The 23,993-nt window shown below is 64.5% G+C and carries 19 protein-coding genes; 12 read left to right on the plus strand and 7 right to left on the minus strand.

The features are described 5' to 3' along the window. Positions 1-3,657, plus strand: a 3,657-nt coding sequence (locus tag GY769_15120; GenBank protein ID MCP4203253.1) for a hypothetical protein, incomplete at its 5' end; no start/stop codon positions are given. A 108-nt stretch (positions 3,658-3,765) separates the two neighbouring features. Further along, complete coding sequence (locus GY769_15125) at positions 3,766-4,488, plus strand: IPTL-CTERM sorting domain-containing protein (GenBank protein MCP4203254.1); 723 nt, start codon at positions 3,766-3,768, stop codon at positions 4,486-4,488. Positions 4,489-4,510: 22 nt separating this feature from the next. On the opposite strand, the gene GY769_15130 is transcribed toward GY769_15125, so the two are convergent. After that, a complete protein-coding gene (locus tag GY769_15130; protein ID MCP4203255.1) occupies positions 4,511-6,469 on the minus strand; it encodes a DUF11 domain-containing protein in 1,959 nt (652 codons plus the stop codon). 276 nt (positions 6,470-6,745) lie between these two features. On the opposite strand from GY769_15130, the gene GY769_15135 reads away from it, so the two are divergent. Both GY769_15135 and GY769_15140 read left to right on the plus strand, forming a co-directional pair. Further along, on the plus strand, positions 6,746-7,642 hold the full coding sequence (locus GY769_15135; protein ID MCP4203256.1) for a peptidase M15: 897 nt from the start codon (positions 6,746-6,748) through the stop codon (positions 7,640-7,642). A 58-nt stretch (positions 7,643-7,700) separates the two neighbouring features. Then, complete coding sequence (locus tag GY769_15140) at positions 7,701-11,684, plus strand: hypothetical protein (GenBank protein ID MCP4203257.1); 3,984 nt, start codon at positions 7,701-7,703, stop codon at positions 11,682-11,684. A 1-nt stretch (position 11,685) separates the two neighbouring features. Here the strand turns inward: GY769_15140 and GY769_15145 are convergent, their stop codons facing one another. Genes GY769_15145 through GY769_15155 form a run of 3 tightly spaced genes read right to left on the minus strand, consistent with a single transcriptional unit; the run spans position 11,686 to position 14,508 of the window. Then, complete coding sequence (locus GY769_15145) at positions 11,686-12,687, minus strand: TRAP transporter substrate-binding protein (protein ID MCP4203258.1); 1,002 nt, start codon at positions 12,685-12,687, stop codon at positions 11,686-11,688. Positions 12,688-12,703: 16 nt separating this feature from the next. Next, positions 12,704-14,005, minus strand: a complete 1,302-nt coding sequence (locus tag GY769_15150) for a TRAP transporter large permease (protein ID MCP4203259.1) — start codon at positions 14,003-14,005, stop codon at positions 12,704-12,706. Next, positions 14,002-14,508 carry a TRAP transporter small permease subunit gene (locus GY769_15155; GenBank protein ID MCP4203260.1) on the minus strand — a complete coding sequence of 169 codons (507 nt, stop codon included), beginning with the start codon at positions 14,506-14,508 and terminating at the stop codon, positions 14,002-14,004. The genes GY769_15150 and GY769_15155 overlap by 4 nt, the downstream gene beginning before the upstream one ends. A gap of 43 nt (positions 14,509-14,551) precedes the next feature. Between GY769_15155 and galK the strand changes: the two genes are divergently transcribed. The 4 genes from galK to GY769_15175 all read left to right on the plus strand — a co-directional run bounded on the left by galK (position 14,552) and on the right by GY769_15175 (position 17,446). After that, the gene (gene galK, locus GY769_15160; protein ID MCP4203261.1) at positions 14,552-15,781 is read left to right on the plus strand and encodes a galactokinase; all 1,230 of its coding nucleotides are present in this window, start codon (positions 14,552-14,554) and stop codon (positions 15,779-15,781) included. 145 nt (positions 15,782-15,926) lie between these two features. Further along, entirely contained in the window at positions 15,927-16,280 is a 354-nt protein-coding gene (locus tag GY769_15165) for a PadR family transcriptional regulator (protein MCP4203262.1), read from the plus strand. After that, the gene (locus GY769_15170; protein ID MCP4203263.1) at positions 16,277-17,017 is read left to right on the plus strand and encodes a hypothetical protein; all 741 of its coding nucleotides are present in this window, start codon (positions 16,277-16,279) and stop codon (positions 17,015-17,017) included. The genes GY769_15165 and GY769_15170 overlap by 4 nt, the downstream gene beginning before the upstream one ends. A 24-nt stretch (positions 17,018-17,041) precedes the next feature. Then, positions 17,042-17,446 carry a hypothetical protein gene (locus GY769_15175; GenBank protein ID MCP4203264.1) on the plus strand — a complete coding sequence of 135 codons (405 nt, stop codon included), beginning with the start codon at positions 17,042-17,044 and terminating at the stop codon, positions 17,444-17,446. Between the two features lie 90 nt (positions 17,447-17,536). Here GY769_15175 and GY769_15180 read toward each other — a convergent pair whose 3' ends face one another. After that, entirely contained in the window at positions 17,537-18,355 is an 819-nt protein-coding gene (locus GY769_15180; GenBank protein MCP4203265.1) for an NTP transferase domain-containing protein, read from the minus strand. Positions 18,356-18,598: 243 nt separating this feature from the next. On the opposite strand from GY769_15180, the gene GY769_15185 reads away from it, so the two are divergent. From GY769_15185 to GY769_15200, 4 genes are all read left to right on the plus strand, one after another. Continuing rightward, positions 18,599-19,411: a hypothetical protein gene (locus tag GY769_15185; GenBank protein ID MCP4203266.1), complete on the plus strand. Its 813-nt coding sequence runs from the start codon at positions 18,599-18,601 to the stop codon at positions 19,409-19,411. A gap of 103 nt (positions 19,412-19,514) precedes the next feature. Further along, a complete protein-coding gene (locus tag GY769_15190; GenBank protein MCP4203267.1) occupies positions 19,515-20,417 on the plus strand; it encodes a MoxR family ATPase in 903 nt (300 codons plus the stop codon). Continuing rightward, entirely contained in the window at positions 20,410-21,672 is a 1,263-nt protein-coding gene (locus tag GY769_15195) for a VWA domain-containing protein (GenBank protein ID MCP4203268.1), read from the plus strand. The genes GY769_15190 and GY769_15195 overlap by 8 nt, the downstream gene beginning before the upstream one ends. A gap of 209 nt (positions 21,673-21,881) precedes the next feature. Beyond that, entirely contained in the window at positions 21,882-22,490 is a 609-nt protein-coding gene (locus GY769_15200; GenBank protein MCP4203269.1) for a carbon monoxide dehydrogenase subunit G, read from the plus strand. A gap of 25 nt (positions 22,491-22,515) precedes the next feature. Here GY769_15200 and GY769_15205 read toward each other — a convergent pair whose 3' ends face one another. Both GY769_15205 and GY769_15210 read right to left on the minus strand, forming a co-directional pair. Next, positions 22,516-23,643, minus strand: a complete 1,128-nt coding sequence (locus GY769_15205) for a hypothetical protein (GenBank protein MCP4203270.1) — start codon at positions 23,641-23,643, stop codon at positions 22,516-22,518. Positions 23,644-23,709: 66 nt separating this feature from the next. Further along, the gene (locus GY769_15210) at positions 23,710-23,973 is read right to left on the minus strand and encodes a ferredoxin family protein (GenBank protein ID MCP4203271.1); all 264 of its coding nucleotides are present in this window, start codon (positions 23,971-23,973) and stop codon (positions 23,710-23,712) included. Between the last annotated feature and the right edge of the window lie 20 nt (positions 23,974-23,993).

Genomic DNA, 23,993 nt, shown 5'->3' on the forward strand with positions numbered 1-23,993 from the left:
AACACGGCGACCTTGACCTGCACGGGCGCAACCGGCGTGGTCTCGGATAGCGATACCGCGACGCTCACCTGCCAGGAGCCGGCGTTGGAGGTGACCAAGGAGTGCACGGCGGACCGGGACGATGAAGGCAACTTCATCTACACGGTAACCGCGACGAACCCGGCGAACCCGGACGGCGCGACACTCGACAACTGTGTGTTGAGTGACCCGACGGCGACGTGTGATCCGCTGTCGACGACCGGTCCACTGGCTCCGGGTCAGAGCGCGACGACGAGTTGCACGAGTCCGAACGGGACCAACACGGCGACCGTGACCTGCGACATCGTGGATGCGTTCTTCCCGGACGGGTCTCCGAAGACGGTCAGTGACGAGGACTCGGCGACGTGCGACGACGTCCAGGTGGACAAGCAGGTTTCCTGCGACGCGGGCCTTACCTGGAACGACGTCGGCTTTGCCGACGGCGTGATCGAGGGCTGCATCGGTTGGTCGAGAGTGGGCGTATGGTCGGGAGTGGGCGTAGCGGACGAGATCAAGTTTCGCTATAGGGCCAGGAACACCGGTGGCGGTGCTCTGACCAGCTGTGTGTTGACCGACTCGAACGGCGTGGTGATCGCGTTGCCGACCCCGGTGGGCGATCTGGCGGTGGGCGAGGAGCGGGACATCTTCATGACGAGTGTGTTGGAGTGCAACGACCAGCTTCTGCTGGGTGAGCCGAACACGGCGACACTGGTCTGCACGGGCGGGACCGGTCAGGTGTCGGATGACGACACGGCGACGGTCGAGGCTTGCCAGGAGCCTGCGCTGGACGTGACCAAGGTGTGCTCGGCGGATCAGGATCCGCAGGTCAACTTTGTCTACACGGTGATCGCTACCAACCCGGCGAATGCAAACGGCGCGACGCTCGACAACTGTGTCTTGTTTGATCCGGCCGCGACCTGTGATCCGTTGTCGACGACAGGCCCGCTGGCCCCGGGCGACAGCGCCACGACGACTTGCACCAGCTCGAGCCTGACCAACACGGCATCGGTGACCTGCGACATCGTCGGTGCTTTCCAACCCATCGTGCCCTGCGATGATCTCAGCTTGAGCGACGACACCGTGACCGACACCCAGGCGCACTCCACTTGCGGCACCCTCGACGCCGGCCCGAACTACGCCGTAATGGGCCCGGACGGGAACCTGACCCTCACCGCCGGCACCGCCGTTGTCCTCAACAACGGTTTCGAGGTCGGTGTTGACGGCACTTTCATTGCCGGGAACGATGCGGCGCTGCTTCGTAAGCCGAAGACGATCTCGGCCACGGCAACGGCGACGTGTGACGACGACGAGGTGGACAAGAAGGTTTCGTGTGACGGTGGTCGGACCTGGCACGATGTCGGCTACAACGACGGCGTGATCGAGGGTTGCACCGGCTGGTCCGGTGATGGAGTTGCCGATGAGATCAAATTCCTGTACCGGGCTCGAAATCCCGGTGCCGGTGCTTTGACGGACTGCGTATTGACGGACTCGAACCTGGTCGTGATCCCGGTGCCGATTCAGGTCGGCGCCCTGCCGATCGGCTTCGATGGCTTTATTCACCAGACCACTGTGCTCGACTGCGACGAGGTTCTTCTCGGTGGCGAGCCGAACACGGCGACTCTGGTCTGCACGGGCGCGACCGGTCAGGTCTCGGATAGCGATACCGCGACGCTCACCTGCCAGGAGCCGGCGGTCGATCTGGTCAAGGAGTGCGCGGCGGACGTGGATCCTGAGACGGGTAAGTTCGTCTACACGGTGACGGTGACCAACACCGGCGAAGCCGACCTGGCCATCTGCCAGGTGACGGATACCACGGCTTCAGGCTGCGACACCACGATCTCCTCCCTGGCGCCCGGCGCTGCGGAATCGATCGAGTGCCTGAGTCCGATTGACACCAACACGGCGACGGTCACCTGCGACATCGTGGGTGCGTTCTTCCCGGACGGTTCCCCGAAGACCGTCACCGACGAGGACTTGGCCGAGTGCGAGGTGTGCCCGCCCAAACTCACCTTCGAGGAGTTCCAGAAGGGCGACATCATCACGAATCAATACGCCGGTATCGGCCTTACCGTGACCACGAGCGATCCGGTCAACCACCCGGCGATGATCTTCGACACCTTCAATCCGACCGGTGGCGACTTCGACCTCGGCACGCCCAACACTGACTTCGGTGGCCCTGGTATTGGCTCCGGTGGCGGCTTCGGCCAGCCCGGTCAGAACTCCTTGCCGCTCGGCAAGATTCTCATCCTCTCCGAGGACAATGACCCCACCGATCCCGATGACGATGCCGGCCCCGGCACCATCATCTTCACCTTCGATCATCCGGTGCCGCTGACTTCGGTCGGGATCCTCGATATCGACAACGACGAGGAGATGGGGACGGTGACCGCGTACGACGCCGAGGTCGGCGGCGGCGTGATCGCAACCGCGGACATGCAGACCCTGGGCAACAACAGCTACCAGGATGTGCCGCTCGAGGCCAACGGCGTGCGGCGCATCGAGGTGCACTTCCCGTCGAGCGGTGCGGTGAGCTCGATCGTTTTCTGTCCCGAGTTCTGCGTCGAGGAAGCCATCAACGATCCGCGGGTCAGAGTGCAAGCTGCCGGCCACGCGTTCTGGCTGCCCGGAATCTCGGACGACTTCATCTTCGAGCCGGCCGGTGATTTCATCCCCTTCGACGACGGCACGGCTTTAATGACCGGCACGATTCGCAACCTGAACAACCTCAACGAGGCGTTCGAGGTGGACGTCCAGTTGTCGGGTCGCGTTGACCCCCCAGGTGTGCCCCCAGGCAGTCCCAAGAAGGAGCTGCTGGACAGCGCGTACTCCGAGAATGGGGGTCCGATCGACACATCGACCTTCTCCTACTACACGGGCTTGACCGGAATCCTCACCGGCATCGATGACTTCCAGGGGGCCGTGCTCCAAATCGACCGAACAGGACCGGCCTTCCAGATCGGCAAGGGAGCCAACAACAAGAACACCAATTACGGCGCCTCGGCCTGGTTCGACTGGGTCGTGTTGAGTCAGCCGGATGACACGAGCGTCGTGTTGCCCGACGGTCAGGGAGACATCAACGTCGATATCCCGTGCGAGTGCTTCGACACTGAGTGCGTGCCTATGAAGTACGTGGACGACTTCGAGAGCGGCACCTACTCCGGCGGTACCGGTATGTGGATCGGACCATGGATCGAGAACGATCCGACCGGCAGTGATCAGAGCGCGACCGAGGGTAACGTCCAGGTGAAGGAAGGCGATCTCAGGCTGGATAACTTCAACTATCAGAATCCCGCGGCAGGGGATCCGTTTGCTTACCGAACTCTTGATCTTTCCGGCAAGGTAGAGGCCTGGCTCAAGTTCTACTGGCACCTCGGTTGGTGGGTGGATTCGAGTGACGCGGCTGTGGTCGAGGTTTCCACCGACGGAGCCAACTTCACCGTGGTCAAGACGATCACTGGTCACACCGGAATGGCGGACGGTTGGGAGTGGATTGATATCTCGGACTACATCTCGCCCTACACCACGATTCGCTTCCGGATCTCGAACAAGTATGGGGGCGAGGAGGAGTTCTTCTTCGTCGACTCCATCAAGATCCTAGGTAAGTGTGTGCCGGATCAGTGTGTAAAGCCGCACTCTTGAGGTGGCGTCGAAGGTATTTGACACGGCGTCGGTCCGACACTTAGAGTAAGTTGATAGCTGGATTCAATCGCCCTGAGCAAGGGATAAGCCAAGAAGGAGGCTTGAAGTATGTTGGCGAAGACTGAGGCTAAGATCGGCTTCTCAGCGCTATCGCGGTTCGTAATGAGCAGCTGCCTGCTGCTGGCGCTGGCCGCGGGCTCACCGCTGTCGGCGGCTGAGCTTCCAAGCCAGCAGGTTCCTTTGGCCTGTCAATCGAACATCACGATCGGCGAGTCGGTCGATCCGGTGGACAACACTCTCTTTCACGTAATCCTTACGGTTGCGAACGTCGAGTCCTCGGACGCCGGCGATGTTCCCCAGACCCAGCAATTCCCGTTTGTCCGCTTCTTCCCGTCCTGTAGCGCCATCCCCTGTACGCCCGCTCCCGGGGTCGACGTTGTCGCGGGCTCCGAGTCCTCCAACTGTCCGCAGGCCCTCAATGCGCCGATAGCGGGCGCTGGCTTCGTCGACTTCACTTTCACCCCCACGCTGGAGCTGGGACCCAACGCAGCGCCGGGCATGGGGTTCGATACCTTCTGCGACATACTTGTCGATGTGCGGGTGAATCCGGTTCCGGCGGTGGCGACCACGTTCAACATGGAGGGCACGACGACCGGCGCGTGTGTGAGCTTCGATGGGAGCTCGAGCGGGAGCGGCAGCGATGACATCATGTTCGTTCCGGCGGTGCCTACTCTCGGAGAGGCGGCTCTGGCGGTCCTGGCGCTCCTCCTGATCGTCGGCTCTCTCGTCATCCTGCGGCGAAGGTGGCAGTCGTCTGAAGCGGCCCCATAGGGCCACTTTTCGGAGGCGCGAGCTATTCGAGAGTCACGGTCAGCGTGGCTCCGGAGGAGACCATGAAGCCGTCGTTGAGCACGACAATGTCGCCGGCCCGGAGCGTGGCGTTGGCGCCGGACATGACGTTGACCGTGGGCCCGGCCGAGATCGAGATACAGGCTTCGGCCAGGTAGGTCGAGTAGATCGTCTCGCCGATGATGTCGAGGTGCACCGGCAGGGTGCAGGGAGCGATGATGTCGACGGTGTCGCTGGCCTCGACCAGTGAGCCGTCCAAATCACCGACCTCGGCGACGTTGAGAACGTTGTCCGCCGGGGTCACGCCGCTGCCAACGGAATAGGTCACGGTAACGGTCTCGAACGCGCCCGCGGCGAGGGTCGGGAAGGTACAGTCGACGAACTGGCCGCTGGAAGCCGCGCATTGTGCTGCCGGCGACACCGAGTTCACCGTCAGGCGGCCGTCGACGGCGTCGGTTATGCGCACCGTGGACGCCGGGCCGGAACCGTCGTTGGTCACGGTCAGCGTGAAGGTGTGTGCTGAGGTGCCGGTTTCGACGGCGTTGTCGCCAAAGCTCTTGGCGAACGAGAGGATCGGACCGCCGACCTGGAGGGCCCACAGCTCGCGGCCCAGGAGAGCGTCGTTGGCCGCGAAGAAGACCATTGAGGGTGACGCGGTCGGCTCGGTGGGACTCGAGCCCGTCGCCCCCAGGATGAGATCGTCCACGATATCGGTTCCCCCGGCTGTACCGTTGCTCTTCCAGAGCTCGCTGCCGGCCAGCCCGTTATCGGCGACGAAGTAGAGCATGTCGTCGACGCTCTTCAGCTCGGAAATCCCGGAACCCGCCGCGCCCGGGTTGATGTCACGAATCAGATAGGTCCCGCCACCGGTGCCGTTCGAGCGCCAGAGCTCGTGGCCGACGAGTCCATCATCGGCGGCAAGATAGAGCAGGCTTCCGGCGACCGTGAGGTGCGTGGGGCTCGAAGCGGCGGCTCCGGGGCGGATGTCCTTGACCCGGACAGTGCCCGCGAGGCTGCCATCGCTCTTCCAGAGCTCGCTACCGGTGGCTCCGTCATTGGCCACCAAGAAAAGCTCGTTGCCCAGGGCGACGAGTGACGAGGGGGCGGACGAGCCTGGCCCCGGGTAGATATCCTTGACCCCCAGAGTCCCGCCGGTGGTGCCGTCGGTCTTCCACAGCTCGATGCCGCTGAAGGTCCAGGCCGCGAAGAAAAGCGTGTTACCGACAGCAGTGAGCTCGTGTGGGATGGAGGAGCCGGCGCCGGTGTTGATGTCCTTGACCAGTACGGTACCGGCGGCGGTGCCGTTGCTCTTCCAGAGCTCACTGCCGTAGGGACTGACACCCGCCGAGAAGTAGACGCTGCTTCCCATCGCCGTGATGGAGCTGATGTTGCTGCCGGAGCCGGGTGCGAGGTCTTTGACGAGCACTGTGCCGGCCGCTGTGCCGTTGCTCTTGAACAGCTCGTTTCCGAAGACCGGGTCATTCGCTCTGAAAAACAGGGTGCTGCCCGCCGCCTCCAGGAACGCCAGTCCGGAGCTGCCGGCACCGGGTACGATGTCCTTGACCAGCACTGTCCCGCCGGCGGTGCCGTTGCTCTTCCAGAGCTCCTGGCCATGGACACCATTGTCGGCTCTGAAAAAGACGTTGCCGTTGACGACCGTCAGCAGGCTCGGCCCCGAGCTGCAAGCGTCCGGGCAGATGTCTTTGACCAGAACGGTACCTTGAGTGGTGCCGTTGGATTTCCAGAGCTCGACGCCGTTGACACCGTTGTCGGCTGCGAAGTAGGTAAGGCCCCCCATTTCCACGAGCTCGGTCGGCGACGAAGTTCCGGACGCGTTGATGTCTTTGACCAAGAACGGCAAGGAATCCGCGGACAGCGCAACCCCACCGGCAAGGACGAGGCCAGCCAAGCAGGCGCTGGCGAGCCCGAGTAGTCGCAGTCGGTCGGTGCCAGATCCCCTCATGACGTCCTCAGACTAAAAAGATCCGGCCTGAACCGCTGTGAAAAGGCTCACAGGGAGCGCCGAAAATGCTGCAACGAAAGACAGTAATAATGTAAGTGATACTTGATCATTTTCGGGGTCGAGGAAGGCCCGTGCGGGGCGTGGCCGAAGCCGACTCGCAGAGTTCGTAATGCGGCTGCGGAGCGCTTCACAGAGCGGGCTCCGCGCGTGTGATAATAGTGTATTGATCGGACTTTAGCGACATTCAGCGTGATTCTCGCGAATGGAGTTCCCGGGGTGAATCGAAGGGCGTTTCTCAAAGCCATACCACTTGGTCTTACCGCGGCCGCCGGGGCGCGCTACTGGGTCGGAGGGGCGAATCCGGCGGGTGCACTGCGCTACTGGCTCGATTCCGCCCTGCGGAGCCCCCCCCGCCCCCCGGTCGTCGACCCCGTCACCGACGAAGGCGCGGCGCCCAGGGTTTCGCGCCTCGAGAAGACCAAGGACTTCGACCGCGCCTACGAGGATGACTTCCTGGTGGAAGAAGCCCGTTTTCAGACCCTGCTCTCGGTGGTCGCGCGCATCGGGCGAACGCAGCAGCTGGTGGGGCACGGCAACTTCAACCTGCTGTCGTTCGATCAGATGCTGAGCTTCGCCGGCAACTTCCCCGAGATCGGAGAGTTCCCGCGCGCGGAGCTGGATTACCGCGAGGGGCTGTTCTTCGCGGACGCCACTCGCTACGGTTTCTTCGGCGAAAAGGTCATCCACGATCTGACCTCGGCGATACCGAGGAAAGATGTCGTCAAGATCGCCGGCAGCGGTCACTATCTTCTCAAGGGCGAGCCGGTCGACAAGTTCCGGCGCATCCGCAAAGACATCGGCGACAGCATCACGTTGACCTCGGGTGTCCGTGGGCTGGTCAAGCAGTATCAGCTCTTTCTCGCCAAGGCCGTCGTGACGAACGGCAATCTCTCGCAAGCGTCGCGTTCTCTGGCCCCGCCAGGCTACTCATTCCACGCTCGCGGAGATTTCGACCTGGGCAAGGTCGGTTTCGGCCTCGACAACTTCACCGAGTCCTTCTGCGAGACCGACGAATACCGCAAGCTCATCGATCTCGGATACGTCGGCATTCGATACACGCCGAAGAATCCATTCGGCGTGCGCCACGAGCCCTGGCACATCAAGATCGCGTAGAGGGGGTGTGGCGGAAAACATTGCCGGCATCTCCCCGGCCGTAGTAGACCTATGGCGGATGTCTCGGTTTGTGGCCTCGGGCCGCTTGTTTCTCGCGTTGATGGTCGGCGTCGCCGCCTCGCTGGCGCTCGTCTCGTCTCTCGAGGCCGCCCTGGCGTTCAGCAACGTAGTCATTGATTCGTCCAATCCGACGAACCCTCACTGCAAGACCCTGGGCGACATCGACGGTGACGGCTTTCTAGACGCCGTAGCGGCCAGCTCCAGCGGCGCGGGCATGTTCTGGTACGAGTACCCAACGTGGACGAAGCACACGATTCGGGCGTCCGGGTCCTGGACCACCGACATGCAGGTCGGAGACATCGATGGCGACGGGGATCTCGATGTCGTGATCCCGGATTCGAGCGCCATCAAGTGGTACGAAAACCCGCGGCCCGGCTTCGATCCGAGGACCGCGACCTGGACCGAGCATACGATCGGCGTGGCGGGAGCCAACCATCACGACGTCGAAGTTGCGGACATGGAGCCGGATGGGGACTTGGACGTCGTGTCGCGAAAGAAGAACGGCAACGATACGTCCTTCTGGCGCCAGGGTCCTGCCAACGTCTGGACCAGGGTCTCGCTGCCGTCGGCCGCCGGCGAAGGTACGGCCCTGGGGGACCTCGACGGCGATGGCGACCTCGATGTCGCCCACAACGGATTCTGGGTCCGCCAGGGGACGCCGACGAGTTGGACCTCGCACACCATCGACACCAACTGGGCGAGCGACGTAGGTGTGACCATCGCGGACATCGATGGCAATGGCGACCTGGACGTCGTTCTCGGTCCGTCCGAGAGCGCGGGCCGTTTGTCCTGGTACGAGGCCATCGATCCGGTGGCCGGTCCCTGGGTCGAGCATCCGATCGATCCGTCGGTGACCTTCCTTCATACCTTCAAGACCGCCGATATGGACCACGACGGCGATCTCGATCTGGTGACGGCCGAGATGCATCAGTCGTCCGATCCGGACGAGGTTTCGATCTACTTCAACGAGTCGAACGGCACTTCGTGGTCGCAGCAGGTTGTGGCCGAGTCGGGGTCGCACAATGTTCGAGTGGGCGACATCGGCAGCGACGGCGATCTCGACATCTTTGGCGCCAACTGGAATGACGGCGCCCCCAACTCGGCGGTGATCGAGATGTGGGAGAACACGACGTCACCGCTGCCGCTCGGTACCTGGCAGCGTCACATCCTCGAGACCTCGCTGCCGTGGAACGCGGTCTTCGTCTACGGGCGGGATTTGAACGGCGACGGCCTGCTGGACCTCGCAACCGGCGGCTGGTGGTATCCGAACCCGGGCAACCTCGGCGGCGCCTGGACGCGGCAGTCGATCGGAGCGCCGCTCCACAACGTCGCTGCTGTCCACGACTTCGACAACGACGGGGATCTAGACGTTTTCGGGACCGACGGCCAGCCTGGCGGCGAGGACTTGTCCTGGGCGCGCAACGACGGCACGGGCACCTTCACCAACTTCGACATCACCAACATGGCAACCGCGGGCGACTTTCTCCAGGGCGTCAGCCTCCATCAGGTGATCGCTGGCGGCCAGGAGGAAATCATTCTCTCGTGGCACAACGGCGGCTCGGGCACCGCCATGCTCTCGATCCCCGATGACCCGACAACGGCCGCCTGGCCGCTGACCGTTCTGAGTGCTACCACCAATCAGGAGCAGGTTCCCACTGGTGATCTGGACGGCGACGGGGACCTCGACATCCATCTCGGCACGTCCTGGCTGCGGCAGGACGCCGGCGGGGTCTTCTCGACCCAGAGCGGCATTACCCTGAGCGGTGGCGGCGTACCCGATCGGGTGGTCCTGGCCGATCTCGACGATGACGGCGATCTGGATGTGGTGATCGGAGTCGAGTTCGCCTCGACTCTGGTCTGGGGCGAGAACGACGGCGCCGGCGGCACCTGGACCGAGCACGCCATCGCCACCGACTTCGACTACTTCAGCGTCGACGCCCGGGACGTCGACGGCGACGGCGACATCGATGTCGTCGGTGGCGCTCACCAGGGCAGCGGCGAGGTCTCGATCTACGCCAACAACGGCACCGGAACGGCCTGGACCACCCACGTGGTCGATAGTGGGACCTCGGCGGCCGTCGATCATCATGACGGCACCATCCTGGTCGACATGGACCTCGACCGAGATCTTGACATCGTCTCGGTCGGCTGGACCAAGCGAAGTCTGGTGATCTACGAGAACCTGGCGATCGACGATGGCCCGATGATCGATACGACCCCGCCGGCGATCGCGTCGGTTTCGGCGCACGGCATTCCAACCCGAGTCGTGGTCGACTTCAGCGAGCCGCTGGAAGCGGTAACGGCCCAGAACGCGGCCAACTACGCCATCTCGAATGGCGTTGCTGTGACCGGCGCCGTGCTGGCCGCCAACCAGCAGGCGGTCACGCTGACCACTACGGCTCTCACCTCGGGCGTCGACTACCTCCTGACGGTCAACGCCGTCCAGGATCTGGCCGGGAATCCGGTCGTCCCGGGCTCGACCGCGCCCTTCGCGCTCGGCGCGGGCGATCCGACGGCCGGCCTGGTCGCCTGGTGGCCGTTCGACGAGGGCGAGGGGACGGTCGCGATCGACGCCTCGGGCGGCGGCCACACCGGTTTCTTGACCAACGGGCCCCAATGGAGCGCGGAGCCGTCGGGCTCGGCCCTCGCCTTCGATGGCTCGAACGACTACGTCGACGCCGGCAGCTTTGACGTCTCGGGCTCGGCCCTGACCCTTGCCGCCTGGGTCTACGCCGAGAACCTGGCCAATTGCTCGTCGAACGATTGCCGCATCCTCTCGAAGTCCACCGGTACCGCCGAGGCCGACCACTACTTCATGTTGAGCACGATCTCGGGTGGCGGGGGGAGCCGGCTCCGGTTTCGTTTGAAAACCGGCGGCACGACCACGACCCTGATCGCCTCGAGCGGCGACCTGCCCGAGAACGTCTGGATACACGTCGCGGCGGTCTACGACGGAGCCCCGGACACGGAGACTATGGAGCTCTTCCTCGACGGCGTGTCGGTCGGCAGCACGGCGAAAACGGGCAGTCTCAGTGTGAGCCCGGCGGTGCCGGTGTGGATCGGAGGCAACCCGACCGAGCCGACGAGCAAGCCCTGGAAGGGCAGACTCGACGACGTCAGGGTCTACGATCGCGCGCTTTCGGCGTCCGAGCTCGCCGCCCTGCCGCCGCCGAGCGAGCAGGGGATCTTCGCCGATGGGTTCGAATCCGGAGATGTCTCAGCCTGGAGCCGGACCCGAATCGGATCGCTCCAGGTTCTGAGCGACGCGGCGAGAGTCGGCACGCGCGGTCTGCGGGCCAAGGCCGGGACCAGCTGCGCGGCGGCGGATTTCGTGACCATCGAGCCGCCGACCACCACCCTCCAGGGAGCTCATGAAGCCTGCCGCGAGCTCCTGGTGCAGGGCGTAGAAGTCGTCGCACCCGGGGCGACCCTCCGGGCCGGGGAGGCGATTGCACTTGGGCAGGACTTTATTACGAGCGCCGACCTGACCGTCGAGATCGACCCGCTTCTCACACCGCTCGCCTGGATACGAGACACGTCTCCGGGCGGCGAGACCGCGTACACCGCCGAATTCGACATGCGCCTCGACGGTCTGACGCTCGGCGGGGCAGACCGCCTCGAAGCCCTGGTCGCTCGGTCGGCGACCGGCGAGGTGAGCTTCCGGATGGTTCTGCAGTCGGACGGTGCCGGCGGCCACGAGGCCCTGCTCGAGGCTCGACGAGACGACGGCTCGGTTGCGGCGACTTTGTCCGGTCAGGAGGCGGCGATCGGCGCGGGCTGGCACCGCGTGCGGCTCGAGTGGCGGGCCGGAGCGGGAACCGGCGCGCTGGCGCTCTTTCTGGATGGCGCGGCCTCCGGCGAGCTTACCGGCCTGGTCAACGGCACTCGCCGGGTCGATACGATCGATTGGGGAGTCGTCGCCGGATCCCTCGCCGGGGCATCGGGCTCGATCGACCTCGACGGCTTCGCGTCGTGGAGGTGAGTTAGCGCTTCGAGCGGATGCGCTCGACCAGGTCGCCGTAGCGGCCGGCGTGCTTGTCGTAGACCGGCTCGACGGCTTGGCGAAAGGCCTCGGGATCGTCGACCTCGTTGATCACCGAGCCGGCCTCGGTGACCGCTTGCGCGGCCTGCTTGCGGTAGTCGGCCCAGAACCGCCGCTGAGCTAGGGCCGAAGCTTCGGCCGCCGCGCGCAGGGCCTTCTGCTCATCGACCGATAGCTCCTGCCAGCGCTCGCGGGAGACCAGCACCACGTCGGGGATGATGGCGTGGCGGTCGGCCGAGTAGAAGCCGGCGGCTTCGAAATGGCGCTCCGATCGATACGACGGCAAGTTGTTTTCGGCACCATCGATCGCCCCGGTGTGGAGGCTGGTGTAGACCTGCTTGAAGCCGAGGGCCACGGGCGAGGCTCCCAACGACTCGACCAGGTCCCGCATCATCTCCGAGCGTTGGACGCGGATCTTGAGCCCGACAAGATCTTTGGGCCGGTGAATCGGTCGCGTGCGGTTGTAGAAGGAGCGCGCGCCGGCGTCGTACCAGGCGAGCGGTACGAATCCGGCCTCGATCAGACCGGCCGAGATCTCGTCGCCGATCTCACCCTCGAGGACTGTCCAGAGATGGCCGCTGTCACGGAACAGGAACGGCAGGGCCAGCACGCCCGCGACCGGCGCGAATTCCTGAAGCGGCGCCGCCGAGGCGCAGACCATCTGAAGCGCGCCGAACCGCAGCTTCTCGAGCGTTTCTTTTTCATTGCCGAGAACGCCCCCGAGCTGCAGGTCGAGCTCGACGCGGCGGGCGAGCGTAGGATCGGCGGCTACCAGCTCGGCGAACCGGACCAGACCGCGAGCGGTGGGGTAGGTCTCGATGTGGACGTTCGAGAGCACCCAGGACTCGGGCCCATCCTGCGCGGTCGGGGAGCAACCCCCAAGTCCCAGAGCGGTCATCAGGCTGCCGAATCCGATCAGGCTGGCCAGCCCGAGACGAATCATTGATCCGCGCCCGTCTCTAGGTGCTCCGAGCGATCCAGTCGGGAAGCCACAACGAGAGCTCGGGAATGAAAGTGACCAGTAGCAGGACGACGATCATGACCAGATAGAACGGCACCAGAGCCCGAGAGGTCGATTCGATCGAAGTCTTGCCGATGGCGCATCCGACGAAGAGTGTACTGCCCACCGGCGGCGTGCACAGCCCGATCCCCAGATTCAGGAGCAGGATGATTCCGAACTGGATCGGATCGAGTCCCAGGCCTTCGGCGACCGGCAGCAGAATCGGCGTCAGGATCACGATCAGCGCCGCCATGTCCATGATCGCACCCAGGGCGAGCACGAGGACATTGAGAATCAGCAGAAGCGCGACTCGACTCGCCGGCAGGGCCGACAGCCACTCGGCCAGAAGTCGCGGCACGTGCAGGTACGTCAGTGCCTCACCGAAGGCCGCGGCCGCGCCGATCAGGATCATCACCATGCCGGAGGTGCGGACCGCGCGGCGCAGGATGCCGCCGTAGGCGCGCAGGTCGAGCGATCGATACACGAACGACGAGACCATCACCGACCAGACCACCGCGATCACCGCCGACTGATGGGCCGGCGCCCAGCCCAGGGTGAGCGGCACGAGGATGATGAACGGAGTGAGCAGTGCCGGCAGCGCGGAGGCGGCGGCGCGCAGGGCATGTCGAAGGCTGAAGCTCTTGCCCTTCGGGTAGCCGCGGCGCTTCGCCACCCACGCCGAGAGGATCATCAAAGACAATCCGACCAGGATTCCCGGCACATAGCCGGCGAGAAAAAGGGCTTGGATCGAGACCGTGCCTCCCGCCGCCAGTGAGTAGAGGATGGCGTTGTGAGAGGGCGGCAGGATGATGCCCTGGGTCGACGAGGCGACCGTCACGGCGACCGAGAAGTCACGATCGTAGCCGCGCTCGGCCATCGTCGGTATCAAAACCGGTCCGATGGACGCGGTGTCGGCGACGCTCGAGCCCGACATGCCGCCGAAGAACAGCGAGGCCATGACGTTGACCATCGCCAGGCCTCCGCGTACGAAGCCGATCAACGCGTTGGCGAGGTCGACCAGCCGGCGGGCCATCCCGCCGGTGCTCATGATCTCGCCGCATAGGATGAAGAACGGAATCGCGAGCAGCGTCGGCTCGGCGATCTGGGTCGCGATCTTCTGGACCACCGAGAGCGCCGGGAGTCCCGAAGCGAAGAAGAAGACGAAGGCCGAGAGTCCGAGGCTGAAGGCCACCGGTACCCTGAGGACCAGCAGGAGCGCGAAGCAGCCGAAAACCAGGAGCGCGAGTGCGGGGTCGCTCATTCGACCGGCGGCAGCGCGGCGTCTGCCGGTCGTGCGCTGGCTCCGCTGGCGCCGGAGATCGCCTGTTGCAAGCCGAGCCAGGCGATCAGGCCCCCGGCGACGACCGCGGGCTGGTAATGGACCGATGCGCTCCATCCGGTCCCCGGTAGCGTGTTTTGAACAGCGAGGACCAGGCGCGCGCCGTAGATCGCGAGCAGGACTCCGAACGCCGCATTGGCAACGCCGGGAGCCCGCGCCAGCGTCGGTTGCCAGCGAGCGGGCAGGCTACGGGCGACGAGATCGACGGCGAGGTGAAGACCTTCGGCCAGGCAATAGGCGGCGGCCAGAAGCGCCAGCCAGACCACCAAGACGCCTTGGATTTCCTCGATCGCGGCAAAAGACCTGCGCCAGAGCGTCCAGGCGAAGAGCTCGAAAGCCGCGTTGAGTGTCAACAGGCCCAGCAGGCCGGCGCAAACCGGCTCGAGAACTCGGACCAGCCTGCTCGAGCTCGCTCCTTCCAACATGGTCGTCGTTGGTTATTCTATCGGCCTTATGGTCGGCGTCAGGATGGATGCGCGGTCGCGTGTGCTGGAAGGCTTTCGGCTTCGCTTCGGCGGCGAGCCCGAGTGGCTGGTTCGGGCGCCGGGCCGGGCCAACATCCTCGGAGCCCATATCGACTACAGCGAAGGCTGGGTGCTGCCGGGGGCTCTCGATCGTTCGGTTTGGCTAGCGTGTCGTGCCGCAGCCGGGGGAGAGAGGAAGACCTCGGTGATTCGAGCCCTCGACATCGACGCGGGCGCGGAGTCGGGCGCGGATGCCGAGCTCGACGCCGAGTGGTTGCCTGTGCCGGTCGCGGAGAGGGACATCGAGCACCAGGGCGGGAGCTCGAGCTGGCTCGATCTTCCGCGAGGCGTTGCCTGGGCCCTGGCGAGAGCCGGGCATCAGGTGCCGCCGATCGAGGCGGCCTTCGCCAGTGACCTGCCGATCGGTGCCGGCGTCAGCTCCTCGGCGGCGGTCGAGGTCGCCTTTCTGATGGCCTGGGAGGCGGCGGCCGGCATCACGATCGGCGGCGTCGAGCGCGCCCGAGTGGGGCGTCGCGTCGAGAATGACTATCTCGGCGTACGCTCCGGAATCATGGACCAGTTCACCTCGATCCACGGCCGGTCCGGGCATCTGATTTTGCTGGATTGTCGCGACTTGAGCTTCGAGCAGGTCCCGCTGCCCGGTGAGGTTGCCATCGTGGTTGCCGACACCGGGGTTCGCCGCACGCTGGTCGACTCCGACTACAACAGCCGCCCCGACGAATGCCGGCGGGCGGTGGAGCGGCTGCGCGAGTTTCTGCCGGGGATTAGGACCTTGCGCGACGTCACCCTCGCCGATCTGGAGCAGCACGGGGCGGCGCTGTCGTCGACCCTGCGCAAGCGCGCGCGCCACGCGGTGGGGGAATGCCGCCGTGTGCTCGACGGCGCCGAAGCGCTTCGAAGCGGAAATCTGCTCCGGTTCGGCGAATTGATGCGTGAGTCTCACCAGAGCTCCCGGGACCTGTACGAGGTCTCGATTCCCGAGCTCGATGCGTTGGCCCATGCCGCCTGGTCCTCGCCGGGCTGCTACGGCGCGCGCCTGAGCGGTGCCGGCTTCGGCGGCTGCGTTATCGCGCTGGTCGAGGCCGACGCCGCCGGCGAGGTCGAGCGTCGTCTCTGGCGTGACTTCGAGCGCGCCTTCGGTCGGTCCTGCGCGACCTTCGTCTCCGGATTCGGCGAGGGCGCCGCCCTCGAGCCCATCGATCCAGGAGACTGAGTATCGAGGGACCGGAAGGGTATCGGGGACAGTCACCGCCGACGGTAAGCGGCGCAGGGGGGATTGGCCGGAAGCGCTTGACAAGGGGTATATATCGGAGTACTATATATCTAGATTCGATATATAGAGACTCGAAAGGTAATCCATGCACGCCCCAAAAGCCACGGTCGAGATCCAGAACCTATCTCGCGACTGCCACCAGGCGCTGATTCTGGCCATCCTCTCGTCGGGGCCACATCACGGCTACCAGTTGGCCCTGGAGCTGGAGGAGAGAAGCGATGGCGCCTTTCGCTTCAAACACGGGACCCTCTATCCGATTCTGCACCGGCTCGAGCTCGAGAGTCTCATTCAAGGGGAATGGTTGGATGAACAGAGCAAGCGCAAGCGCAAGCGCTACGCCTTGACTCGAGCCGGGCGGAAGCGCCTGGCCGAGCGAGTCGAGGCCTGGCGAGGCTTCTTTTCCCGTTTCTTTTCGATCGTCGAGGAGGCAAAGTCATGAGTCGATTCGCCGAAGTTCTGAGACAGGTCAGTGCCGAGCTGGATCTGCCCCAGCCGACAAAGTCGCGGATCCTGCTGGAGATGGCCGGAGACCTGGAGGATCTTTATCAACATCACCTGAGCCGGGGCCTTGACGAGGCCGCGGCCGCGCAGAGTGCGGAGGAGGCGTTCGTAGCTTCCGACGAGGCGCTCAAGCACCTGGCCCGGATTCATGAGTCGGGGGCTCGGCTCTCCGATCGAGCAGCTCGACAGGTCGGAACGCTGTGGGAGAAGGCGCTGCTCGTGATCTGGGTGCTGGCGGTGATTCTGCTCGTCGGCAAGGTCGCGACGGAAGAGCGGTTTTTCTACATGGTCAGTCCGTTCGTGTGGCCGATCGTTGCTCTGGCGGTCGCCGCCTTCGCCTTCAGCATGTGGAAGCTCTACGAGCTGTTCTTGAGAAAGCCGCCCGATGTTCGCCGGCTACGCTCGGGGCTGAATACCTTGCTGTTTCTTTCCGCGGTTACCTTGGCGGTGTCGGCGTCCGGGTATCTCTACAACCTGCGCTGGCTCGCCTACAACTCCTATGAAAGCGCTCCCGAGGTGATCTTCAGGATGGCCGGTACCTGGTTCTTGGCGACCTCGTCGATGGTGATCCTGGGCCTCTCGACCGCCACCTTCACGGCTCTGATGTGGTTTCTGCTGGCGAACCTGGTGGCACGCTTCGAGCGTCGTGAAGTCAACGCCCTCCTCGCACAATGATTCCGGACGATCAAGGAGACGATTATGATCAAGTTCCTATCCGAAGCGGGCCCCTTCATTTTCCTGCAAGCCGCGCTGGCTTTGGTGATTCTGAGTCTCACCCTGATCAATGCCGTGCGTTTGGCGCTTCGCAGCGGTGAGCGCGCCGCCGCGGTCGGCCGCAGCATCGATGCCATCTTGTTCTGGGGCAGCCTGACCGCGATCTTCGGCTTCCTGGGCCAGTGGGTCGGGCTCTACAGAGGAGCCAACGCGATCTTTGACCACGGCGCGGTCAACCCGGCACTCGTGGTGCTGGGCCTCGGCGAGTCCCTGAACACATCCGTCGTCGGCATGTTCACTTTGGTGATTGCGGCGTTCCTGTGGTTTTGTCTGCGTTCGTGGATGCGCGCACGAGTGGCAGTTGGCGGCAACCTTTCTTCAAGTATTTGAAGTTTGGGGACAGTCACCAGTGACGGTCCCTACTATTCAGTAGCTACCGGAGGGGTAGTGGCTGCGAGGGGTAGTGACTGTCCCCGGTCTCTAATCGGTTGGGCTCGGGGCCAGGTGACGGGCCCAATAGCCGTTGGCGGCGGCGTAGCCGGCGGGGTAACCCACGTCGAAGAGCGGCAGGGACAGCAGGCATCCGAGCGCGCCCTTCTCCTCGATGATCGCTTGATAAACGGGTACTTCGTCGAGCTCGGCCTGCGAGCCGTTGTTATCGCCACCGGGCCGAAACCGCTTCATGTACTCGAAGACCTGGGCGTGACAGATGTAGCGGCCGCAGGCTCGGACAACGGTCGCGCCTTCTTCGATCGCCAGCCGGCCGGGCCTCTTGTCACGCAAGTGCGAGATCTCGAGCACGCCCGCAGCCTTGCGCTCGAAGTCGATCAGACCGCAGTTGCCGAACTGGCCGCTGTGGGAATGGTCGAGCTCGAGCGCGCCGATGACGTCTCGGCCGTTTCTTGCGTAGAGGCTCACCATGCGCGAGAGACTGTGCTCGCGGGATAGCAGGACGTTGTCCGGCAGAAGCAGCGCAAAGGGCTCGCCATCGGTGAAGTCACGGCACTGCCACATCGCGTCGGCGAGGCCTCGCTGCACGTCTTGCGTTACGTACTGAAAGCGAACACCGAGCTCGGAGTCGAGGCCGCCGTCGGCGAGGTACTCGAAAAGGAGTCCCTTGGTGGGACTCAGCACGATCGCGAGCTCGGTGAGCCCGGCCGCGGCGGCCTCCTCGATGACCCATTGAATAGCGGGCTTGCTGCCCACGGGCAGGAGCTCCTTGGGGACGACGCGCGAGACCGGCTCCATGCGGGTTCCCAGGCCGGCGGCGGGGATGACCGCCTTCGTCACTGCGCTCATCGGGGGAGGATACTTCGATCGGCCGATCCCGCCTATCGATCTTGGACTGGCCGAGGTTGGTTTGCCCGACATTGGGCTGGCCGACGTTGAGCTAGAATGCTCCGCAAGTCATTCTGAGTGGCGCCTTCCGGCGGTTGCCATGGCAATCGCCATAGCCTGGCCTGCTCTGCATGCTCGCCCGCCCGGGTGACCCCGGGCTCGAAACCACATCGCCGGAGTCGATCCGGTTGAAAGGAGTCATAGATGAAGCGAAACTATCTACTCGTGGCGCTCGCCGCCGTCCTCTTGCTGCCGGCCGCCGGCCTTGCCCAGGACGGACCGGTGATCTGGGTCTCGTTGCTCAAGGCCCAGCCCGGCCAGGGCGAAGCGCTGGTCCAGATGCTGGTCAAACACGACGCACCTTTGCTCGACAGGCTGGTTGAGGAAGGCGCGGTTCTCGAGTGGGGCGTGGGCATGCCCATCGTCCACCACGGCAACGACCCGTACTCGCACGCCGAGTGGGTGACATTCGCCGATTGGAGCGGCGTCGACAAATTCATGGCCGGTTTCATGGCCTCGATGCAGTCGATGAGCGCCGAGGAGCGCGCCGCCACCGAGGCGGAATGGGATCAGAACGTGGTACCGGGCTCGCACTCCGACGCGATTCACCGCGGTCTCCGCGGCAAGCCCGGAAACGGGCGCCCCGCCTATCTGCGCCTCGGCTATTACAAGGTCAAGCCCGGGCACGATTCGAACGCCCTGGAACTCTGGGACAAAGTGGCGGCGCCCCTCTATGAAGGCCTGGCGGCCGACGGCACGGTCATGGGATATGGGCTGTTCACCCACGAGGTGCCCGGTGACTACTCCTGGACACACGGCAGCTGGTACACCATGCCGAGTCTGGCGACGCGGGATGCGGTGCGGGCGGCGCAAGCGGCGCAGGCCGCGGAGCGCTCTGAGGAGGAGCTAGCCGAGATTCAGCAGAGCTTCGCCGAGGACTTCGAGCCCGAGACCCATTTCGAGAGCATCGTGATGGTGGTCCACTACAAGTCCGCCGTCAGACCCGGCGACGAATAGAGTCCGGCCGATCCACCGATACGGTCAAAGGGGAGCCGGGTCCGGTGACTCGGCTCCTCGTGGCGCTCTTTTGTTCGCCGGGCGAATGGTAGCCTTGCTTGCCATGCGCATTCGATTGGATTCGGTCGAGACGACCGCCCGGGCGCTCGCCGAGCACGAGTACATCGCCGACACCGGCCTCTCGACCAGCCTCTTTTTGGCTCTCGAGATGGGCAAGCCGCTGTTTCTCGAAGGCGAGCCCGGCGTCGGCAAGACCGAGGTCGCCAAGGTCCTGAGCCGCGTCTTCGACACGCCGCTCATCCGCCTGCAGTGCTACGAGGGGCTGGATATCAGTCAGGCCGTCTACGAGTGGAACTACCCGCGGCAGCTGCTCGAGATCCAGGCTCGACGGGGCGGTGCCGAGGGCTCCCCGAGGCCGGCCGTCTCGACCACCAAAGACATCTTCACCGAGGACTTCCTGCTCAAGCGGCCCCTGCTTCAAGCCATCGACCAGAGCCACGACAGCGCGCCGGTTCTCCTGGTCGATGAGCTGGATCGGGCCGATGAGGAGTTCGAGAGCTTTCTGCTCGAGCTCCTGTCCGACTTCCAGATCACCATTCCCGAGATCGGGACCCTGCACGCCGAGCACCGGCCGATGATCGTGATCACCTCCAATCGCACGCGTGAGATTCACGACGCACTCAAGCGGCGCTGCGTCTATCACTGGATCGACTATCCCTCGCTGGAGAAAGAGATCGAGATCGTGAGGCGCAAAGTGCCGCAGATCGAGGAGCGGCTGAGCCGTGACGTCGTCGCCTTCGTTCAGAAGCTGCGCGAGCAGGACCTTTACAAGCTCCCCGGCGTGGCGGAGACGCTGGACTGGGCGGCGGCGCTCGAGCACCTGAACACTCGCGAGCTGACGCCCGACGCAGTGGTTTCGACCCTAGGCCTGCTACTCAAGTACCAGGACGACGTCGACAAGCTCAAGGCCGAGGCCCCCGGCGTCCTCGAACAGGCCCTTGGCTAGCCGGACGGAGGGGGCGAGGCCGATTCTGGCCAACCTCCTGCTGTTCGGACGGGCTCTGCGGGCCGCCGGCCTTCCGGTGACTCACAGCCAGTCGCTCGACTTTGCGCGGGCTCTCGAGCTGGTCGACGTCGGCAGCCGCGATCAGGTGTTTCATGCGGCGCGCTCCTTCCTGGTCAATCGGCGAGAGGAGCTCGAGTTGTTCGAGCTGCTCTTCAATCGGTTCTGGCGCTCGCGAGGCTCCGATTCCGCTGCCGCTTCGGCCAAGGGCCAGAGCACGACGCCCCAGCCTCGACGCGATCGGGACAGACTCCGCCCCCTGGGCAGAGTCGACTATTTGGCGGCCGCCTCAGGACAGGCCGACGCCGAGATCGACCTCCGCGAACGGGCCCAGACGTTCAGCGACCTGGAAGTCCTGCAGCGCAAGGACTTCTCCGAAATGTCGGCTGCCGAGCTGGAGGAGCTGCGCCGCCTCATTCTGGAGATGCGGTGGCGGGCCAGCCTGAGGCGGACGCGGCGCTGGAGCGCAGACTCGCGTGGGACGCGCCTTCACCTCGGGCGAGTCCTGCGAGAGGCCGCTCGGCACGGTGGAACGCCCTTGCGCCTGGCGCGGCGCCGGCGCAAGACCAAGCGCCGGCCGATAGTTCTTCTGGCGGACATCAGCGGCTCGATGGAGAAGTACTCGCGCATCATCCTGCAGTTCTTCTACGGTGCCTTGCACGGCTTCGGCGCCGGCGACGTCGAATGCTTTGTCTTCGGCACGCGACTGACGTGCATCACGTCCTCCCTTCGCATTCGCAACGTCGATCGAGCTCTGGAAGATGCGTCGGCCGAGATTCTGGACTGGTCCGGAGGCACCCGCATCGGCGAGAGCCTGGGAGTCTTCAATCGCCATTGGGCGCGGCGCGTGCTGCGTCGCGGCGCGGTCGTCATTATCGTTAGCGACGGCTGGGAGCGTGGCGACGTCTCGGTCCTACGTCGCGAGATGCGGCATCTGCATCATCGTTCGCATCGGCTCATCTGGCTCAACCCTCACGTCGGCCGGCCCGGCTACGAGCCGCTGGTCGAAGGCATGGTGGGGGCCCTGCCGTTCATCGATGACTTCTTGCCGATTCACAATCTCGAGTCGCTTCGGGCGCTGGGCGATGCTCTGGCCGAGCTGCCGGCGCGAAAGAGGCTCAGCAACTCCTATCGGCCCGCGAAGCTCAAGCCCGCTTCCAGCAGAAGCCAGACCAACCCCAGACCCGCTGTGAGGTAGAGGATCGCTACGATCCGGTCTTGTCGAGTGGATTTCATCCTGTTCTTCCTCTCACCGCTTCCTCTGTAAGTACCATTACCGCTGGCACTCGATTCCTGACAGAAAGTTGCGACATGACGGGGTCTTTCGGCGCGACTGTGTGCGGGAGCTGTGGTACTTTGCCGCGTCGGTCGCAACTCGCCGACATCGCTGACAGGAGGACACCGTTCATGAAGGTCGCCGGTGAATACACCTTTGACGCATCTCCCGCGGACGTTTGGAAAGGGCTGATGGATCCCGAGGTCCTGGCTGCCACCATGCCCGGCTGCGAGAAGCTCGAGCTGGTCGGAGACAACGAGTACGAGGGCGAGCTGAACATCAAGGTCGGACCGGTGCAGGGGCGTTTCAAGGGGCGGATCGAGCTCGAGAACATCGATGCGCCCCATAGCTATGACATGAAGGTCAATGGCCAGGGCGCCCAGGGCTTCGTCCAGGCGACGGCGCACGTCGCGATCAGCCCGGCGGAGGACAAGACCCGGATGACCTACGCGGGCGACGCTCAGATCGGCGGCCGGATAGCGGGCGTCGGTCAGCGCTTGCTCGACAGCTCGGCGAAGGCCATCATCAGGCAAAGCCTCGGCGGGCTCAACACCGTGCTCGGGGGCGCGGGTACGACCGAAGCAACCACGGCTTCGCGGGCTCCCACGGCGGCCCCGTCCCAGGCCGAGTTCGCCGCGAACGTGGCCAAGGAAGTCGCCAAAGACCTGATCCCGAAGCCGGTCTGGATCGTGCTCGCCCTTTTGCTCGGGGCAACCATCCTGTATCTGCTGCTTTCTTGAGGCCGGCCTTCACGCCGCCGCGCTCTCAGCCGCTCGAGGCTTCGACCTGAGGGCGGTTGTCTGCCGTGAGGTCTACCCACGTCGACTGCGAGCTGTACAGAAGGAGCGCTCGCCGCTCGCCGATGCTCCGGTACCAGATGGGCAGAAAGGCCTCCAGATCGAGGACCATGTCGTGAATGGCTCCGGCGAGCTCGCCGAGCTGAGCCCCAATGCCGGCATGAACGTGCAGCAGGTCGGTGACCGATTGCTCACGCTGCGGCCACGACGCCGGCGTCGTGGCCTTGATGCGCTCGCTGACGTCTCGCCCGGCCTGGTAAAGGGCCGTCAGCTGGTGAAACTTGGCCGGCAACTGCCGGGCGTAGAGGTCGAGGAGCTCCATCTCGTCGAATCGAATGCCCCGGAGCGCCAGGATCTCGTTGAGCTTGGTGGCGAGGTCGCGCAGAAGCTCCACGAAATCGCGCATGCTCGTCCAGGCGGTTTCCGACGGCAGCACCTGCTCTTTCTGAAGCCGCTTGATCATGGGCAAGATCGTGTCGGTCGACTCCTGGCGAACTTCGCGCACGTAGTCGGCGAGGTTGGCGACGCCGCGGTAGAGCCACTCGGCCTCTTCGACGTCTCGCGGAAAGCGCCGGGAGAGAAAGTAGTCTCGATCGAACTTGCTCCGCGGGTCGGCCTCCATGAGCCGGCCGAAGGTCTCCTGAAGAAACGCATGGAGCTTCCCGATCGTCACACAGAGGAGCTTGCGCATTCCGACCAAGCCGTCCTTCGGGAGCTGGGCAGAGTGCCGGTCTATGGTGCTGAGAGTGGTGCCGGCCAGAATCTCGAAAGAAGCACGGGTCTCGCGGCGCGCCTCTTCCAGCCTCGGCACGACCGACGGCTCGTCCAGGAGCGGTCCGAGGTGGTTGCGAATCGCGTCGACGATCTCCCGCACCCGGCGCCAGATCTCCTGCAAGCGATCGGGAGAACAATGGAGGATCGCATAATTGCTGTCCAGAACCTCGTCCAGCATCCGAATGCAGCCCAGGATCGATTTGATCCTCGCGTTCTGGATCCGGTTGCGTTCGAGCGACCACTCGACGACCGTGACCTCGTCGGGCAGGGCGACGGTCCGGTTCCCGACAATGATCAGCTGTTCTGGGCGTGGCTCTTTCAAACGCGGGCTCCCCGGCCGTTCGTGTTCACTCTAAAAGGGAACGGCCCGCCGGTGCAGTGACGCGTTTCACGCCGGCGGCTCCGTTCTCGCGACGCCGAAGGCCGCGTAGTTACGATCAATCCATTCTTCGAAGAATTCGGGCACCTTGGCTTCGGCGTAAATCGCCTGGACCGGGCAGACATCCACGCACAGGGCACAATCGATACATTCGGTCGGGTGAATCAGCAGCGTGTCCCAGTCTTCGCGATCGTAGATGCAGTCTACGGGGCAGACCTCCACGCAGGATTCGTCCTTCGTGCCGCGACATGGTTCGGTGATGATGAAGGTCATCGGCGTTAAGCTCAGATTAC

It is taken from the genome of bacterium, assembly GCA_024224155.1.
Classification (GTDB): Bacteria; Acidobacteriota; Thermoanaerobaculia; order Multivoradales; family JAHEKO01; genus CALZIK01.